General features: G+C 71.0%; 16 protein-coding genes. 9 read left to right on the top strand and 7 right to left on the bottom strand.

Translation table 11 applies throughout. The features are described from left to right. The first annotated feature begins 205 nt into the window (after positions 1-205). Entirely contained in the window at positions 206-2,794 is a 2,589-nt protein-coding gene (locus tag ACIGFK_RS08770; RefSeq protein ID WP_376661556.1) for an FHA domain-containing protein, read from the top strand. Between the two features lie 99 nt (positions 2,795-2,893). Here the strand turns inward: ACIGFK_RS08770 and ACIGFK_RS08765 are convergent, their stop codons facing one another. The 3 genes from ACIGFK_RS08765 to ACIGFK_RS08755 form a co-directional block, all read right to left on the bottom strand. Further along, on the bottom strand, positions 2,894-3,598 hold the full coding sequence (locus ACIGFK_RS08765) for a transglycosylase SLT domain-containing protein (protein ID WP_376661555.1): 705 nt from the start codon (positions 3,596-3,598) through the stop codon (positions 2,894-2,896). Between the two features lie 308 nt (positions 3,599-3,906). Then, positions 3,907-4,980 (bottom strand): S-adenosylmethionine:tRNA ribosyltransferase-isomerase, encoded by a 1,074-nt coding sequence (locus ACIGFK_RS08760; RefSeq protein WP_400051230.1) that lies wholly within the window; start codon positions 4,978-4,980, stop codon positions 3,907-3,909. A 26-nt stretch (positions 4,981-5,006) separates the two neighbouring features. Next, complete coding sequence (locus ACIGFK_RS08755; RefSeq protein ID WP_376661603.1) at positions 5,007-5,921, bottom strand: SDR family NAD(P)-dependent oxidoreductase; 915 nt, start codon at positions 5,919-5,921, stop codon at positions 5,007-5,009. A gap of 70 nt (positions 5,922-5,991) precedes the next feature. Between ACIGFK_RS08755 and ACIGFK_RS08750 the strand changes: the two genes are divergently transcribed. The 3 genes from ACIGFK_RS08750 (at position 5,992) to ACIGFK_RS08740 (ending at position 8,148) form a co-directional block, all read left to right on the top strand. Then, a complete protein-coding gene (locus ACIGFK_RS08750; protein WP_400051050.1) occupies positions 5,992-7,128 on the top strand; it encodes a GAF domain-containing sensor histidine kinase in 1,137 nt (378 codons plus the stop codon). After that, on the top strand, positions 7,121-7,774 hold the full coding sequence (locus ACIGFK_RS08745; RefSeq protein WP_376661605.1) for a response regulator: 654 nt from the start codon (positions 7,121-7,123) through the stop codon (positions 7,772-7,774). Before ACIGFK_RS08750 ends, ACIGFK_RS08745 begins: the two co-directional genes overlap by 8 nt. Before the next feature lie 128 nt (positions 7,775-7,902). Further along, the gene (locus ACIGFK_RS08740; protein WP_384595688.1) at positions 7,903-8,148 is read left to right on the top strand and encodes a chaplin; all 246 of its coding nucleotides are present in this window, start codon (positions 7,903-7,905) and stop codon (positions 8,146-8,148) included. Positions 8,149-8,382: 234 nt separating this feature from the next. On the opposite strand, the gene ACIGFK_RS08735 is transcribed toward ACIGFK_RS08740, so the two are convergent. Next, positions 8,383-9,168 (bottom strand): hypothetical protein, encoded by a 786-nt coding sequence (locus tag ACIGFK_RS08735; RefSeq protein ID WP_376661606.1) that lies wholly within the window; start codon positions 9,166-9,168, stop codon positions 8,383-8,385. A 133-nt stretch (positions 9,169-9,301) separates the two neighbouring features. Between ACIGFK_RS08735 and ACIGFK_RS08730 the strand changes: the two genes are divergently transcribed. From ACIGFK_RS08730 to ACIGFK_RS08715, 4 genes are all read left to right on the top strand, one after another. Further along, on the top strand, positions 9,302-10,102 hold the full coding sequence (locus ACIGFK_RS08730; RefSeq protein WP_376661607.1) for an ABC transporter ATP-binding protein: 801 nt from the start codon (positions 9,302-9,304) through the stop codon (positions 10,100-10,102). Between the two features lie 70 nt (positions 10,103-10,172). Further along, positions 10,173-10,601, top strand: a complete 429-nt coding sequence (locus ACIGFK_RS08725) for an NfeD family protein (protein WP_400051048.1) — start codon at positions 10,173-10,175, stop codon at positions 10,599-10,601. An 84-nt stretch (positions 10,602-10,685) separates the two neighbouring features. Continuing rightward, the gene (locus ACIGFK_RS08720) at positions 10,686-11,666 is read left to right on the top strand and encodes an SPFH domain-containing protein (protein WP_376661609.1); all 981 of its coding nucleotides are present in this window, start codon (positions 10,686-10,688) and stop codon (positions 11,664-11,666) included. Positions 11,667-11,807: 141 nt separating this feature from the next. Continuing rightward, on the top strand, positions 11,808-12,578 hold the full coding sequence (locus ACIGFK_RS08715) for a sulfite exporter TauE/SafE family protein (RefSeq protein WP_400051046.1): 771 nt from the start codon (positions 11,808-11,810) through the stop codon (positions 12,576-12,578). Positions 12,579-12,617: 39 nt separating this feature from the next. Here ACIGFK_RS08715 and ACIGFK_RS08710 read toward each other — a convergent pair whose 3' ends face one another. The 3 genes from ACIGFK_RS08710 to ACIGFK_RS08700 form a co-directional block, all read right to left on the bottom strand. Beyond that, the gene (locus tag ACIGFK_RS08710) at positions 12,618-13,121 is read right to left on the bottom strand and encodes an HNH endonuclease (RefSeq protein ID WP_376661611.1); all 504 of its coding nucleotides are present in this window, start codon (positions 13,119-13,121) and stop codon (positions 12,618-12,620) included. A gap of 150 nt (positions 13,122-13,271) precedes the next feature. After that, entirely contained in the window at positions 13,272-13,805 is a 534-nt protein-coding gene (locus tag ACIGFK_RS08705; RefSeq protein WP_376661614.1) for a YbhB/YbcL family Raf kinase inhibitor-like protein, read from the bottom strand. 136 nt (positions 13,806-13,941) lie between these two features. Continuing rightward, on the bottom strand, positions 13,942-14,724 hold the full coding sequence (locus tag ACIGFK_RS08700) for a sporulation protein (protein WP_376662494.1): 783 nt from the start codon (positions 14,722-14,724) through the stop codon (positions 13,942-13,944). Between the two features lie 120 nt (positions 14,725-14,844). On the opposite strand from ACIGFK_RS08700, the gene ACIGFK_RS08695 reads away from it, so the two are divergent. Then, positions 14,845-15,486, top strand: coding sequence for a DNA-3-methyladenine glycosylase (locus ACIGFK_RS08695; protein WP_376662495.1), 642 nt, complete (start codon positions 14,845-14,847; stop codon positions 15,484-15,486). Positions 15,487-15,868 lie beyond the last annotated feature (382 nt).

The raw sequence follows: 15,868 nt of genomic DNA, 5'->3' as shown, positions 1-15,868 counted from the left end.
TTGTCCGACAGGGCTTCCGCCGGGGGCTCCGGTCCGGGCCCCGGTCCGGCTGCCGGCCCGGTCGAGACGTCCCGTATCGCACTCTCCGGGCGGCTTTCACCCCCGTCAACGGACAGACGCAGACGCCGTATCGTGGCCCCGATTCCACATGTGGGCTTGGGCCTGAAATAGTTCCCCCGGATGTTCGCCATCCCTAGACTCCCTGATGTCAGGGGGATTCTCGGGGGACTTAAGTGGGGCTGGAGTGCCGGAACTCGTACTGGAATTGAATGGAAGGACCTGGACGCTCGATCCGTCCAGGTCGTACTCGCTGGGGCGCGACCCCCAGGGAGACGTGGTGATCGACGACGCCCGGGTGTCGTGGCGGCACGCCACCATCGCCTGGAACGGCCGGGGTTGGGGCATCGAGGACCACGGCAGCACCAATGGCACCTACGTGCACGGTGCGAGGGTCCAGCAGACCGAACTCGTGCCCGGCACGCCGGTCCACCTGGGCAACGCCACCGACGGCCCGCGGCTGAATCTGAGCGCCGCCGCCGCACCGCAGCAGGCCGTGCCCCAGCAGCACGCGCAGCAGCCCCAGCAGGCCTACGCGCAGCAGGCGGCCCCGGGCTACCAGGCCCAGCAGCAGGCGCAGCAGGCGTGGGAACAGCAGCAGCACGCCCAGCAGCAGTACGCGCAGCCGCAGCAGCAGGCCCAGCCGCAGCAGCACTTCCCGCACCAGCAGGGAGCCGCCGCCGCGCCCCGCCCGGCGCAGGGCGGCGCGCCCGGCTACAGCGACCGCAGCCCGACGACGTTCCACCAGCTCTCGCTGGGCCACGTCATGCGCATCGGCCGTGCGCTGGAGAACGAACTGGTGGTCTCCGACCTCCAGGTCTCCCGCCACCACGCCGAGTTCCGTTCGATGCCCGGCGGCCGGTTCGAGATCCACGACCTGGGCAGCCACAACGGCACCTACGTCAACGGTCAGCCGCTGGCCAAGTCGAGCAGCGCGCAGATCGGCCCGAACGACATCGTCGGCGTCGGCCACTCGACGTTCCGCATCGTCGGCGACCGCCTCGAGGAGTTCGTCGACACCGGCGCGGTCTCCTTCTCGGCCCGCCACCTCACCGTCACCGTCGACGGCGGCAAGCAGATCCTCAAGGACGTCACCTTCGGCGTCCCGGAGAAGTCGCTGATCGGCGTCATCGGCCCGTCCGGCTCCGGCAAGTCGACCCTGCTCAAGGCGCTCACCGGCTACCGGCCCGCCAACCAGGGTGACGTGCTCTACGACAACCGCAACCTGTACAAGCAGTTCGCGGAGCTCCGCCAGCGCATCGGCCTGGTCCCGCAGGACGACATCCTGCACAAGGAGCTGAAGGTCAGCACGGCCCTCAAGTACGCGGCCAAGCTGCGCTTCCCCGGCGACACCGCCGAGGCCGAGCGCGCCGCCCGCATCGACGAGGTGCTGCGCGAGCTCAAGCTCGACATCCACAAGGACAAGAAGATCACCGCGCTCTCCGGTGGTCAGCGCAAGCGCGTGTCCGTGGCGCTGGAGCTGCTCACCAAGCCGTCGCTGATCTTCCTGGACGAGCCGACCTCGGGCCTCGACCCGGGCATGGACCGCGACGTCATGCAGCTGCTGCGCGGCCTCGCCGACGACGGCCGCACGGTCCTCGTCGTCACCCACTCGGTGGCCGAGCTCTCCATCTGCGACAAGCTGCTGGTCATGGCCCCGGGTGGTTCCGTCGCCTACTTCGGCCCGCCGGACGACGCGCTGAACTTCTTCGGCTACAGCACGTGGGCGGACGTCTTCTCGGCGTTCGAGAACTACCGCGACTACGACTGGGCCGGCCGCTGGAAGGGCTCGCAGCACTACCAGCTCTACGCCGCCGACCTCGACGCGGTCGCCCCGCAGTCGGTCGCCATGCCGCCGGCCCAGCAGATGCGCCCGAGCACGCCGCAGGGCTGGGGCTCGCAGCTGTTCACGCTGATGCGCCGCTACGTCTCCGTGATCGCCTCGGACGTGGGCTTCCTCGCCCTGATGGTGCTCCTGCCCGCGGTCCTCGGCGTGGTCTCCACGGTGATCCCCGCGAAGTTCGGCCTCGCGCCGCCGGTCGCGCCGTCCCGCTTCAACGGCGACGCCGGCACGATCATGCTGATCCTCGCGGTCGGCATGTGCTTCTCGGGTGCGGCCAACTCGGTCCGAGAGCTGATCAAGGAACGCGTGATCTACGAACGTGAGCGCGCGACCGGTCTGTACCGGTCCGCGTACCTCATGTCGAAGGTGATCGTCCTCGGCGTCATCACGGCCATCCAGGGCGTGATCATCTGCGCGATCGGCTTCTTCCCGCGCGACCTGCCCGCCGAGGGCCTGATCATGCCGCCGGCCGTCGAGATCTGCCTGTCGGTCATCGCGCTCGGCTTCACCTCGATGATGTTCGGCCTGGTGATCTCCTCGCTGGTGAAGACCGCCGAGAAGACCATGCCGCTGCTGGTCATGTTCGCGATCGTCCAGGTCGTGTTCACGGGCATCCTCTTCCAGGTGTACGACTCCCCGGGCCTGGAGCAGTTCGCCTGGCTGATGCCCTCCCGCTGGGCCATCGCCGCCGCCGGCACCACGCTGAACCTCGGCAAGCTCATGCCGCCGTGGGACGCCGACAACCCGACCAACACCGACCCGCTCTGGGACGCCACGGTCGGCCAGTGGAGCCTGAACATCACCATCCTGCTGCTCCTCGGCGTCGCCTGCGGCTTCGCGGTCCAGCGCCTGCTGCGCCGCCACGAGCCGGAGGTCATGCGCGCCGGCAAGTAACCCGGCCCGCGTGGCACCACGCACGAAACGCCTCAGGGGCGGCATCCGGAATCCGGGTGCCGCCCCTGAGGCGTATGGGGGTCGAGGTGTCGGCGGGGCCTAGTAGGCGCTGTTGACGTTGTCCATCGAGCCGTAGCGGTCGGCCGCGTAGTTGCAGGCGGCGACGATGTTGGCGACCGGGTCGTACAGGTCGAACTTCGTACCCTTGACGTGGTACGTGTTGAAGGTCGGCTGGATGACCTGCAGCAGACCCTTCGAGGGGATGCCGTTCTTGGCGTTGATGTCCCAGTTGTTGATGGCCATCGGGTTGCCGCTGGACTCGCGCATGATGTTGCGGTGGATGCCGGCGTAGGTGCCCGGAATGCCCTCGCGCTTCATGATGAAGAGCGCTTCCTTGATCCAGCCGTCCAGGTTGTTCGCGAAGACGGGGGTGCGGGCGGCGGAGCGGCTCGCGGCGGCCTTCTGCTCGCGGTCCTTCTTCGCAGCGGCCTCGGCCTTGGCCTTGGCGTCGGCGTCCGCCTTGGCCTTGGCGTCCGCCTTGGCCTTCGCGGCGGCCTTGGCGTTCGCGTCGGCGATGGCCTGCTGGGCGGAGAGGTGGCCGTGCATTGCCTTCGTCTGCGCACCGTCGACGACCTTGGTCCAGGCGACGGGGGCGGCGGCGACGTTCACCTCGGTGACCTCGGCGGCGTCGGCCGGGACCAGGGAGAAGGCGAGCGCGGCGACGCTGAACGTGGCGACACCGGCAATGGACAGCTTGTGTGCCTTCGTCAGACGACTGTGACCGGGAGTGCTGGAAGCAGACATGATCGGGCAACCTCTTCGAATCGCGGGGGCCGCAGGAAAGCGCCGTGTGGATCCGGGATCCGCGGCGCTGTGCGGCGAGGGCAATTCTTAGCGGTGGCAAAAAGCTGTGGCAAAGGTGTGACGTACGATCCTGCTTAGTGGATCAAGGGCGGGCGCCGAGGCCGGAATTCCGGCCTCGGCGCTAGGCGCACCCGTACTGACGGGACCTTTATCCATCCACTAGGGAACTTCGTAAGTGATCTGGGTCCTATGTGCGGGGTCACATCGGACATGCGCCGAGTTCACCATCCGTTGCGCCAGCAATGCAATCAGTTACGGATCTCATCCTTGAGTAGCAGATGGGCGTCACCGAACTCGTGCCAAAGGCAGAGACGGTCCATCGCCTCGGCATACCCGCGCCGTACGGCGTCCCGTCCCGCCACCGCCTCCAGCATCAGCAGATGGGACGCCTCCGGCTCGTGCAGCCCGGTCAGCAGCCCGTCCACCACCCGCACCCCGCGCTCCGGCGTCACCACCAGGCCGGTCCACCCGCCGGCCGCGCGCACCACCCCGTCCGGATCCGCCGCCGACTCCAGGGCCCGCACGGAGGTGGTCCCCACCGCGATCACCCTGCCGCCCGCGGCCCTCGCGGCGTTCACCAGCCAGGCCGTCGTCGCCGGCATCTCGTACCGCTCCGGGTAGGGCGGCTCGTGCGCCTCCTGCGAGGCCACCCCCGTGTGCAGGGTCAGCGGCGCGAACTGCACCCCCCGGCTCACCAGCCGCGCCACCAGCTCCGCCGTGAACGGCCGGCCCGCGCTCGGCATCTCCGCCGAGCCCGCCCCGTCGGCGGCCGGCACCGCGAAGACCGTCTGGTACGCCGACAGCGGCTGGTCCCGCTCCGTGTACGCGTACCGGATCGGCCGCCCGTACGCCTGCAGCAGCGCCGGCACCTCCGTGGACGGCCGCGCCCACCACAGCCGGTCCGCCCCCGCGGCCAGGGGCTCCTCCAGTACGAGCCGGTGCCCGCCCGGCAGCCCCACGAGGCCGCCCGCGGGCCCGCCGGCCCGCCTGCGGGTCGTACCCCGGCCGGCCGGCTCCCGCAGCTCCACCGCCCAGCGCCCGTCGTCACCCCGGGTCGAGAAGTGCACGACCACCGCCTCGCGGCCCAGCCGGGCGTCCACGGCGGCCGCCAGCGTGGCCGACGTGTTCACCACCAGGACGTCCCCCGCCCGCAGCAGCCCCGGCAGTTCCCGGAAGGCGTGCAGCGACGCCTCCGTACTGCCCCGCGAGACCAGCAGCCGTACGGAGTCCCGCCCCAGCCCCGGCCCGCGCTGCTCGGCGGGGACCCGGGCCAACAGCTCCGGCGGAATGTCCGCTATGCGAAGCCTGTCCCCTATATGCAGCCCCTCCCCGGCCCTCGCCCCGGTCTTCACAGCGCCGCCTCCGCACTGCTCGCCGGGGCACCGGCCGGCCCGTGCGCGGCCTCGCCGGGTGCTCCGTCGGCACGGGGCTCCCCGCCGGCGTCGTCGGCCGACGCGGCTGCCGCCCCCTCAGCCACGGCCCCGCCCGCCGCCAGGCGCTCCGCCGTGTACCGCCCGCTCGGCAGACCCCGCTCCAGCAGCCCCAGCAGCACCGGCGCCACCTCCTCCGGCGCGGGCAGCCCCGCCAGGTCCTCCCCGGGCTCGGCCGCCGCCATCATCCGCGTCCGCATGGACCCCGGATCCGCCCACCACACCCGCAGCCCCGGCTCCTCCACGGCCAGTACGGCCGACATCAGGTCCCCGGCCGCCTTCGTCGCCCCGTACGCCCCCCACGTCGCGTACGGAACCACTGCCGCGTCCGAGCTGATGTTCAGCACCGCCCCGGCCGCCGAGGCCCGCAGCAGCGGCAGCCCCTCCTGGAGCAGCCCCAGCGGCCCCACCACGTTCACCTCGAACGCCTCCCGCAGCCCGTCCAGCGCATGCTCCGCCAGCGGCACCAGCGGCTCCGCCCCCAGCACCCCCGCGTTGTTCACCAACAGGTCCAGCCCGCCCAGCTCCCGCGCCGCCGCGACCAGCGCCGCCCGGTGCGCCGCCGAGGACACGTCCCCGGGCACCGCCACCACCCGCCCGCCCCCCTTGTCCAGCTCCGCCGCGGCCTCCTCCAGCGCCCCCGCACCCCGCGCACTCAGCACCAGGTCCCAGCCGCGCGCCGCCAGCTCCCCGGCCAGCGCCCGGCCCAGCCCACGCGAAGCCCCCGTCACCATCGCCACCGCCATGACCGCACCCTTGCCTTCCGTACCGATCAGCAGATGCCCCCAACCTAGGAAGCCCGCACCCGCCGCCGCGTCGGCCGCGAGCCCCACCCGCACCAGTCCCTTGGACCTACGCCCGAGGGCCGATCCCGCAGGTCACGGTCGTGGGTACGGTGAGCCCATGCACAAAGGTCCGGAACGCACCGGCTTGGCCGCCGTGAGCACCGCGCTGCTCGCCATGAGCCGCCGACTGGAGGTCCGCGACGTCCTGCGCACGATCGTCGTATCGGCCCGCGAGCTCCTGGACGCCGAATACGCGGCCCTGGGCGTCCCGGACGACCACGGCGGCTTCGCCCAGTTCGTGGTGGACGGCATCAGCCCGGAGCAGTGGCGGGCCATCGGCCCCCTGCCCCGCCAGCACGGCATCCTCGCCTCGATGCTCCACAAGGACGCCCCCGAGCGCCTGGCCGACGTACGGAAGGACCCCCGCTTCGGCGGCTGGCCCGCCGCGCACCCCGAGATGTCCGACTTCCTCGGCCTGCCCGTCCGCGACGGCGAGGAGATCCTCGGCGCCCTCTTCCTCGCCAACAAGAAGGGGCCGGGCGCCTTCACCGACGAGGACGAGGAGCTCCTCGCCCTCCTCGCCCAGCACGCGGCCATCGCCCTGACCAACGCCCGGCTCTACGAGCGCAGCCGCGAGCTCACCATCACCGAGGAGCGCTCCCGCCTCGCCCACGAGCTGCACGACGCCGTCAGCCAGAAGCTCTTCTCGCTCCGCCTCACCGCCCAGGCCGCCGCCGCCCTCGTCGACCGCGACCCCGCCCGCGCCAAGGACGAGCTCCAGCAGGTGTCCGCCCTCGCCGCCGAGGCCGCCGACGAACTGCGCGCCGCCGTCACCGAGCTCCGCCCGGCCGCCCTCGACGAGGACGGACTCGTCGCCACCCTCCGCACCCACGTCCAGGTGCTCGACCGGGCGCACACCGCGCACGTCACCTTCACCTGCGACGGCGTACGGGCCCTGCCCGCGACCCAGGAGGAAGCGCTCCTGCGCGTCGCCCAGGAAGCCCTCCACAACGCCCTGCGCCACTCCGGCGCAGACCGCGTCGAGGTCACCCTGGCCCGCACCGCCGACGGCGGCGCGGTGCTCAAGGTCATCGACTCCGGCAAGGGCTTCGCCCCCCGGACCGTCCGCCGCGCGGGCCGCCACCTCGGCCTGGTCTCCATGCGGGACCGGGCGGGCGGCGTCGGCGGCAGCCTCACCGTGCACTCGGAACCCGGCAGGGGCACCACGATCGAGATGGAGGTCCCCGGTGGCTGACGACACCGGCCGCATCCGCATCCTGCTGGTCGACGACCACCAGGTGGTCCGCCGCGGCCTGCGCACCTTCCTGGAGGTACAGGAGGACATCGAGGTGGTCGGCGAGGCCTCCGACGGCGAGGAGGGCGTCGCCCGCGCCGAGGAGCTCCGGCCCCACGTGATCCTCATGGACGTGAAGATGCCGGGCACGGACGGCATCGAGGCCCTGCGCCGGCTGCGCGGCCTCGCCAACCCCGCGCGCGTCCTGATCGTCACCAGCTTCACGGAACAGCGGACGGCGATCCCCGCGCTGCGCGCCGGAGCCGCCGGATACGTCTACAAGGACATCGACCCCGACGCCCTGGCCGACGCGATCCGCTCCGTCCACGCGGGCCACGTGCTGCTCCAGCCGGAGGTGGCGCAGGCCCTCCTCTCCCAGGAGGAGCAGAACCCGCCCGGCACCGGCCGCCCCGGATCCCTCACCGACCGGGAGCGCGAGGTCCTGGGCCTGATCGCGGACGGCCGCTCCAACCGGGAGATCGCCCGCGCGCTGGTCCTGTCCGAGAAGACCGTCAAGACGCACGTCTCGAACATCCTGATGAAACTGGACCTCGCGGACCGCACCCAGGCCGCGCTCTGGGCCGTCAGGCACGGGCTGGCGGAGTAATCGGACCAATCCGAGATTCATACGGTCGGGTGTATGTAGCCCGGACGGCGCATCCCGATCACGGGCCGGCCGTTCTCCATGACGTGCCGCGACGGCTGGTCGCGGCAGACGCACTGGAGGACGAGAACGTGAAGAACTTCAAGAAGGCCGCAGCAGTCACCATGATCGCGGGCGGCCTCATCGCCGCCGGCGCCGGTGTCTCCTCGGCGCACGGCGGTGCGTCGGCGGAGGGCGAGGCCCTGAACTCGCCCGGCGTGGCCTCCGGGAACCTGCTCCAGGTCCCGGTCCACGTCCCGGTCAACGTCGTGGGCAACTCGGTCACCGCGATCGGCCTGCTGAACGGCGCCTGGGGCAACACGGGCGTGAACTCCTAACGGCGGCCCTCGCACCGCTCCGCAGGCTTCGGACCGCTGCGCCGGACTCCGTCCGTCCGATGGCCCGGACCCGCAGAACGGTGCCCCGCACCCGGCCCCGCTTCCCCTCTCTCCCCGGGAAGCGGGGCCGCAGCCGTGGTCGGCGAATTCAGCCCCGCCGGCGATCGAGGCACGGGGCGCGGGCGGAGCCCACGCGGCCGGGGCGCACCCCCAGCCCGCCCCGCCCGGCCCGCGCTAGCGCCCCCGCTCCTCCACGGCCGAGTTGTACGCCGCGACCAGCGCCCGCCGCGCCACCCGCTCCACCGGCCGCAAGGCCTCCGCCCGCGCCGCCATCTCGGACGAGGACACCGCACCCCCGTGCCCGCTCTCGTACGCCAGCGACACCATCAGGTCCACCCGCTGCGCCAGCGACAGCACCCGCACGGCCCGCGCCGGATACCCGGGCGCCAGGGCCTTGTCCGACGGCCCCGCCTCCGCCCGCGCCCGGTACGCCGACAGCGCGGCCTCCGCGACCGGCCCCGACCCCGCCACGTCCAGCTGCGTCAGCACCACCGTCGCCTCGCGCAGCGCCTCCGCCAGCTCCCGCTCCGCCTCACCCAGCGAGGGCACGTCCGCCGGCGGGGCCTCCCGCACCGGCAGGCAGTGCCACACCACGGAGACGTGCACGTCACCCGCGGGGCCCGCCTCGGCCACCTCCGGCACCAGGCCCAGCGCAGCGCCCACGCACACCACGGCCTCCTCGGCCTCCAGTGCCCGCGCGTTGAACTCCGGCGGCCCGCTCAGCCCCAGCGGATGCCCCGGGGCCGGCAGTGCGACGCGCAGCCCGCTCGCCCCCAGCGCCCGCAGCCGGCCCAGGCCCAGCGTGAGCCCCACCGGCTCCGCCTCGCCCGGCAGCCCCGCCACCCGGTGCACGGAGTCCTCGCCCACGATCGACAGCACGGCCTCGTCGGGCGAGACCAGACCGGCCAGCAGTGCGTTCCCCCAGGCGGCCAGCCGCCCTGAACGTGGTTCGAAAAGCATCCCCCCACTCTACGGATCCGGCCCCGCGCCGGGCCCCGGCCCCGGACCCCTCCCCGAGTGGCGTAGGTTTTCCCCTGGGGCCGCGCCTACAGGCGCGCACAGAACCGTGACTGCAAGGGGTGACAACACGCTCATGAGCGATGTTCTGGAGCTGGTGGACGTATCCGTGGTCCGCGAGGGCCGGGCGCTGGTGGACCAGGTCTCCTGGTCGGTCAAGGAGGGCGAGCGCTGGGTGATCCTCGGCCCGAACGGCGCCGGCAAGACCACGCTGCTGAACCTCGCCTCCAGCTACCTCTTCCCCACCAAGGGCACCGCCACGATCCTCGGCGGCACCCTCGGCAAGCCCGGTACCGACGTGTTCGAGCTGCGCCCCCGCATCGGCGTCGCCGGTATCGCGATGGCCGACAAGCTCCCCAAGCGGCAGACCGTCCTGCAGACCGTCCTCACCGCCGCCTACGGCATGACGGCGACCTGGCAGGAGGAGTACGAGGAGGTCGACGAGCTGCGCGCCCGCGCCTTCCTCGACCGCCTCGGCATGAGCGACTACCTCGACCGGAAGTTCGGCACCCTCTCCGAGGGCGAGCGCAAGCGCACCCTGATCGCCCGCGCCCTGATGACCGACCCCGAGCTGCTGCTCCTCGACGAGCCCGCCGCCGGACTGGACCTCGGCGGCCGCGAGGACCTCGTACGCCGCCTGGGCCGCCTCGCCAGCGACCCGCTCGCGCCCTCCATGGTGATGGTCACGCACCACGTCGAGGAGATCGCCCCCGGCTTCACCCACGTCCTGATGATCCGCCAGGGCAAGGTCGTCACGGCGGGCCCGATCGACCTCGAGCTGACCTCCCGCAACCTCTCGCTCTGCTTCGGCCTCCCGCTGATCGTCGAGCGCAACGGGAACGACCGCTGGACCGCCCAGGGCCTGCCCCTGCGCTAGCGCACACCTGCGCCGACGGAACGCCAACGCCCCCTGTCCCGACCGCGCTTGCCCCGCCTACCATGACGATGTGGACATCGACGCGTGGGTGTGGTGGCTCATCGGTGCGGTCGGACTGGGCATCCCCCTCGTCCTGACCGCGATGCCGGAGTTCGGGATGTTCGCCGTCGGCGCGGTCGCGGCCGCCGTCACGGCGGCCCTCGGCGGGGGAGTGGTGGCCCAGGTCCTCGTCTTCGTGGGCGTGTCGGTCGCGCTCATCGCCGTCGTACAGCCGCTCGCCAACCGCCACCGCGACCAGCGTCCCCAACACCGCAGCGGGATCGACGCGTTGAAGGGCAGGAGCGCCGTCGTCCTCGAACGCACCGACGGCCGGGGCGGCCGGATCAAGCTGGCCGGTGAGGTCTGGTCCGCGCGCACCCTCGACGCGGACACCAGCTTCGAACCGGGCCAGTCGGTCGACGTCGTGGAGATCGACGGGGCGACCGCCGTCGTCATGTGACAACCAGCCTGCTCGCGGGCCCCCGGTCTGCGAGACTCCGTTCAACGGGGCAGCACAGACAGCCGGAAGGGCACGGGGAACCGCATGCAACCGATCATCATCGTCCTGATCATTCTGGTGGTTCTGGTCTTCATCGCACTGGTCAAGACGATCCAGGTGATCCCGCAGGCCAGCGCCGCCATCGTCGAGCGGTTCGGCCGCTATACGCGCACTCTGAACGCGGGCCTCAACATAGTCGTGCCGTTCATCGACTCGATCCGCAACCGGATCGACCTCCGCGAGCAGGTCGTCCCCTTCCCGCCGCAGCCGGTGATCACCCAGGACAACCTGGTCGTCAACATCGACACCGTCATCTACTACCAGGTGACCGACGCGCGGGCCGCCACGTACGAAGTGGCCAGCTACATCCAGGCCATCGAGCAGCTCACCGTCACCACCCTGCGCAACATCATCGGTGGCATGGACCTGGAGCGGACGCTCACCTCCCGCGAGGAGATCAACGCGGCCCTGCGCGGAGTCCTCGACGAGGCCACCGGCAAGTGGGGCATCCGCGTCAACCGCGTCGAGCTGAAGGCGATCGAGCCGCCGACCTCCATCCAGGACTCGATGGAGAAGCAGATGCGCGCCGACCGCGACAAGCGCGCCGCGATCCTCCAGGCCGAAGGTGTCCGGCAGTCGGAGATCCTGCGCGCCGAGGGTGAGAAGCAGTCCTCCATCCTGCGCGCCGAGGGTGAGGCCAAGGCCGCCGCGCTGAAGGCCGAGGGCGAGGCCCAGGCCATCCGTACGGTCTTCGAGTCCATCCACGCCGGCGACGCCGACCAGAAGCTCCTCGCCTACCAGTACCTCCAGATGCTCCCGAAGATCGCCGAGGGCGACGCCAACAAGCTCTGGATCGTGCCCAGCGAGATCGGCGACGCCCTGAAGGGCCTCTCCGGCGCCATGGGCAACTTCGGCCCCATGGGCGGCGGTTCGGGCTTCAGCCCGCAAGGCTCCGGCAAGGACGCCGCCGGCACGGAGGGCGGCGGCATCGGCGCCCAGCGCCGCGAGCAGCCCCCGATCGACTGATCGACCGGCAGGGTCCCGGAGGGACAGGGGAAACCCCGCCCCTCCGGGCACACCGGCGGCCCCCTCAGGCATGATCAGTGAGGCCCCTCGACCTTCATGGCGGGGAGGCGACTCACTCATGCAAAGGGGACGACCCCGCCCATGTCCATCTGGGAATCACTCGCGGTCTTCACCGCCGGCATCGGCGCCGGCACCATCAACACCATCGTCGGCTCCGGCACCCTGATCACCTTCCCGGTGCTGCTGGCCACCGGACTGCCGCCGGTCACCGCCAACGTGTCCAACACCCTCGGCCTGGTGCCCGGGTCCATCAGCGGAGCGATCGGCTACCGCAAGGAGCTCCAGGGCCAGCGCGCCCGCATCCTGAGGCTCGGCGCCGTGTCCCTCGTCGGCGGGCTCGCGGGAGCGGTCCTGCTCCTCACCCTGCCGTCGGACTCCTTCGACACGATCGTGCCCGTCCTCATCGGACTCGCCCTCGTGCTCGTCGTCTTCCAGCCCCGCCTCGCCGCCTACCTGCGCCGCCGCCAGGAATCCGCAGGAGGCGAGCCCGGCAACCCCGACGGCCGCCCCGCACTCCTCGGCGGCATGCTGCTCGCCAGCGCGTACGGAGGCTACTTCGGCGCCGCACAGGGCGTCCTCTACGTCGGCCTGATGGGCCTGCTGCTCCACGAGGACATGCAGCGGATCAACGCCGTGAAGAACGTCATCGCCGCGCTGGTGAACGGAATCGCGGCGGTCTTCTTCCTCTTCGTCGCGGAGTTCGACTGGACGGCCGTCCTGCTCATCGCCGTCGGCTCCACCATCGGCGGGCAGATCGGCGCCAAGGTCGGCCGGCGGCTCTCGCCGACCGTTCTGCGCGCGGTCATCGTGACCGTCGGCATCCTCGCGATCGTCCAACTCCTGATCCGCTGAGTGGCGTAGAAGATCTACGCCACTCAGCGGACCGGCACATCAGGCGGAACGCTCAAGCCACTCCGGCAGCACGTCCCGCCCGTTGACCCCCAGGGCCAGCAGCATGGCGTCCGCCGGAGACGGTACGAAGGGCTTCCGGAGGAGCGGCATCCCCGCCTCCTCCGGAGTCCGCGCCGCCTTGCGGTGGTTGTCCTCGGCACACGAGGCCACCGTGTTCAGCCAGGTGTCCCCGCCCCCCTGGGCCCGCGGAAGCACGTGGTCCACGGTCGTCGCGCGCTTCCCGCAGTACGCGCACCGGTGTTGGTCCCGGACCAGCACCCCCCTCCGTGACCAGGGAGCATGTCTTCGGAAGGGCACCCGGACGTACCTGCAGAGCCTGATCACCCGGGGCATCGGAAGATCCATGGTCGCGCCGCGCACACGGAGATCGGGGTGCGACTGTTCGACGACGGCCTTGTCCTGGAGCACCAGGACCACAGCCCGGTTCAGCGTCACCGTCGACAGCGGCTCGAAGCTCGCATTCAGCACCAGCGTGTCCCGCATCTCGCCCACCTCCCGTGTGCAGGCCCGCGACCACCCTGGCGGCAGGGCCCGCAACCACTCTGGCCGCGCGCGCCACGCGGGACAACGCAATAAAAATGCCCGGTCCAGGCCGTCTTTAGACCAGGACCGGGCAAACACCAGGAGAAGAGATCAGGCGGCGGGCGCCTCGTACTCACCGATCAGCTGGGCCCGCCCCAGCGTGTGGAACCGCAGATTGAATCCGACGGCCGCGGGAGACGCGTCCTCGCCGGGCCCGAGCTTCTCCTGGTCCACCGCGTAGACGGTGAACACGTACCGGTGCCGCTCCCCGGCCGGCGGAGCGGCCCCGCCGAATTCCTTGGTCCCGTAGTCGTTGCGCACGTGCACCGCCCCGGCCGGCAGCCCTTCGAACTTCCCGCTGCCCGCCCCGGCCGGCAACTCCGTCACGGACACCGGGAGGTCGAACAGCACCCAGTGCCAGAACCCGCTCCCCGTCGGCGCATCCGGATCGAAGCACGTCACGGCAAAACTCTTCGTCCCCTCCGGGAAGCCCTCCCACCGGAGCTGCGGCGAGAGGTTCCCGCCCGACAGCACCTGGGCGGGACCCAGATCGGCACCGGGCGCCAGATCCGGGCTCGTCACCGTGAACTCGTGCACCTCGGGGTGGAAATCGTGCGGAAGGGGAGCCCTGCTCTGCTCGGCCACCACGGAACCTCCTGTCTCGGATGGGAAGACTGATCAACCGGGATCCTAGGGGCCGACACACCCTCAGGTGCCGTCCCGCACCGACAACGTCGGAGGGCCCGGACCGCCACCGCGGTCCGGGCCCTCACCCGATGTCTCAGAACCAGTTGCGCTGCGAACCGACCGAGGCGATCCACTGGTTCAGGTACGCCGCCCAGTCCGTGCCCTGGTACGACTGCAGCCCCACCTGGAAGCAGCGGTAGGTGTCACTGCCCTCGGTGAAGAGGCCCGGCTTCTTGTCCATCTCCAGGACGACGTCCATCTCGTTCCCGTCCGAGACGAAGGTCAGCTCGACCTGGTTCAGCCCCCGGTACTGCGACGGCGGCAGGAACTCGATCTCCTGGTAGAAGGGCAGCGTCTGCCGCGTCCCGCGGATGTGCCCGCGCTCCATGTCCGCGCTGCGGAAGGAGAAGCCCAGCTGCCGGAACGCGTCGAGGATCGCCTGCTGCGCCGGCACCGGGTGCACGTTGATCGGGTCGAGGTCGCCCGCGTCCACCGCGCGCGCGATCTCCAGCTCGGTGCTGACCCCGATGTTCATCCCGTGCAGGTGCTGACCCCCGAAGTGGGTGATCGGCGTCTCCCAGGGGATCTCCAGCCCGAAGGGCACCACGTGCACGGCACCGGCCTGCACCTGGAAGGCACCGCCGAGACGCTGCTTGGTGAAGACGATGTCCTGCTTGTACTCCTGGTCACCGCCCTCCACCTCCACACGCGCCTGAAGCCCGACCGACAGCCCCTCGATCTGCTGCTCCACGGACCCGCCCTGGATCCGCACCTCGCCCTGGACGATCCCGCCCGGCACGACGTTCGGCTCGGTGATGATCGTGTCCACCGAAGCACCGCCGGCACCCAGGCTCGCGAACAGCTTCCTGAACCCCATGCTCAAACTCCCCTTGAAGGCACTGTGTGAAGGTGTGGCGACTGCGCCGCGACTACCTCTTACAAACGCGGAACCTTAGGCCCCGGTTGCAGGCGCGCGCGTTCCACTACGCTCGACCGGATGAGCGCGCGCCCCGACCGTACGCCCCTGGCCCGGTCCTTCTTCGACCGCCCGGTCCTCACGGTGGCCCCCGACCTCCTGGGCCGCACCCTCGTCCGACGCACCGAGGACGGCCCCATCGAGCTGCGCATCACGGAGGTGGAGGCGTACGAGGGCGAGTCCGACCCCGGATCCCACGCCTACCGCGGCCGCACCGCCCGCAACGCATCGATGTTCGGCCCGCCCGGACACGCGTACGTCTACTTCATCTACGGCATGTGGTTCAGCCTCAACCTGGTGTGCGGCCCACCGGACCATGCGAGCGGTGTCCTGATCCGCGCGGGCGAGATCACGACGGGCGCCGAGCTGGCCGCCAAACGTCGAATTTCAGCCAGATACCCCAGGGAACTGGCCAAAGGCCCGGCCCGTCTGGCCACGGCCCTGGATGTGGACCGCTCCCTCGACGGCACGGACCTCTGCGCGGGCCCCGATTCCCCCTTGTCCCTCCTCGCCGGCACCCCCACCTCACCCGACCTGGTGAGCAGCGGCCCGCGCACCGGAGTCGGCGGAGCCGGCGCGGCCCACCCGTACCGTTTCTGGATCACGCACGACCCGACGGTGAGCCCGTACAGAGCCCACGCGCCACGCCGCCGCTCAACTTGACTCGCCCCATGCAGACGCCTAACGTAGCCCGAGCCGCTTGAACGGGGCACTGCCTTCAGCAGACCCCCGGAGCGGCCAAACCACTACCTACGACTTACCCCTGGCGGGGTCCTGTTCGGCATGCCCGAATTCCCGGCCGGCGGCTCGATTATGAGCTGCAAGGGAAAAGCGCTAACGTAGCGGAGCGCCGAAAGGCGCAGACCCCCAACGGTCACCGAATTCAAATCCAAGTCGGAAACGGCCCGGAAATGATCTGGTAGAGTTGGAAACGTAAGACAGCAGAACAGAAGCCCGGAGGAAAGCCCGAGAGGGTGAGTACAAAGGAAGCGTCCGTTCCTTGAGAACTCAACAGCGTGCCAAAAATCAACGCCAGAAGTTGATA

Origin of the sequence: Streptomyces sp. NPDC085524 (assembly GCF_044541755.1) — a bacterium.
Lineage (GTDB): Bacteria > Actinomycetota > Actinomycetes > Streptomycetales > Streptomycetaceae > Streptomyces.
This window is presented reverse-complemented; position numbering and strand designations above follow the sequence as displayed.

Bases quoted from the DNA above. Each gene is read 5' to 3' on its own strand.
- ACIGFK_RS08695 (WP_376662495.1), top strand. From the start codon at position 14,845: ATGAGCGCGCGCCCCGACCGTACGCCCCTGGCCCGGTCCTTCTTCGAC.
- ACIGFK_RS08735 (WP_376661606.1), bottom strand. From the start codon at position 9,168: ATGCTTTTCGAACCACGTTCAGGGCGGCTGGCCGCCTGGGGGAACGCA.
- ACIGFK_RS08750 (WP_400051050.1), top strand. From the start codon at position 5,992: ATGCACAAAGGTCCGGAACGCACCGGCTTGGCCGCCGTGAGCACCGCG.
- ACIGFK_RS08720 (WP_376661609.1), top strand. From the start codon at position 10,686: ATGCAACCGATCATCATCGTCCTGATCATTCTGGTGGTTCTGGTCTTC.
- ACIGFK_RS08730 (WP_376661607.1), top strand. From the start codon at position 9,302: ATGAGCGATGTTCTGGAGCTGGTGGACGTATCCGTGGTCCGCGAGGGC.
- ACIGFK_RS08710 (WP_376661611.1), bottom strand. From the start codon at position 13,121: ATGCGGGACACGCTGGTGCTGAATGCGAGCTTCGAGCCGCTGTCGACG.
- ACIGFK_RS08765 (WP_376661555.1), bottom strand. From the start codon at position 3,598: ATGTCTGCTTCCAGCACTCCCGGTCACAGTCGTCTGACGAAGGCACAC.
- ACIGFK_RS08770 (WP_376661556.1), top strand. From the start codon at position 206: ATGTCAGGGGGATTCTCGGGGGACTTAAGTGGGGCTGGAGTGCCGGAA.
- ACIGFK_RS08700 (WP_376662494.1), bottom strand. From the start codon at position 14,724: ATGGGGTTCAGGAAGCTGTTCGCGAGCCTGGGTGCCGGCGGTGCTTCG.
- ACIGFK_RS08715 (WP_400051046.1), top strand. From the start codon at position 11,808: ATGTCCATCTGGGAATCACTCGCGGTCTTCACCGCCGGCATCGGCGCC.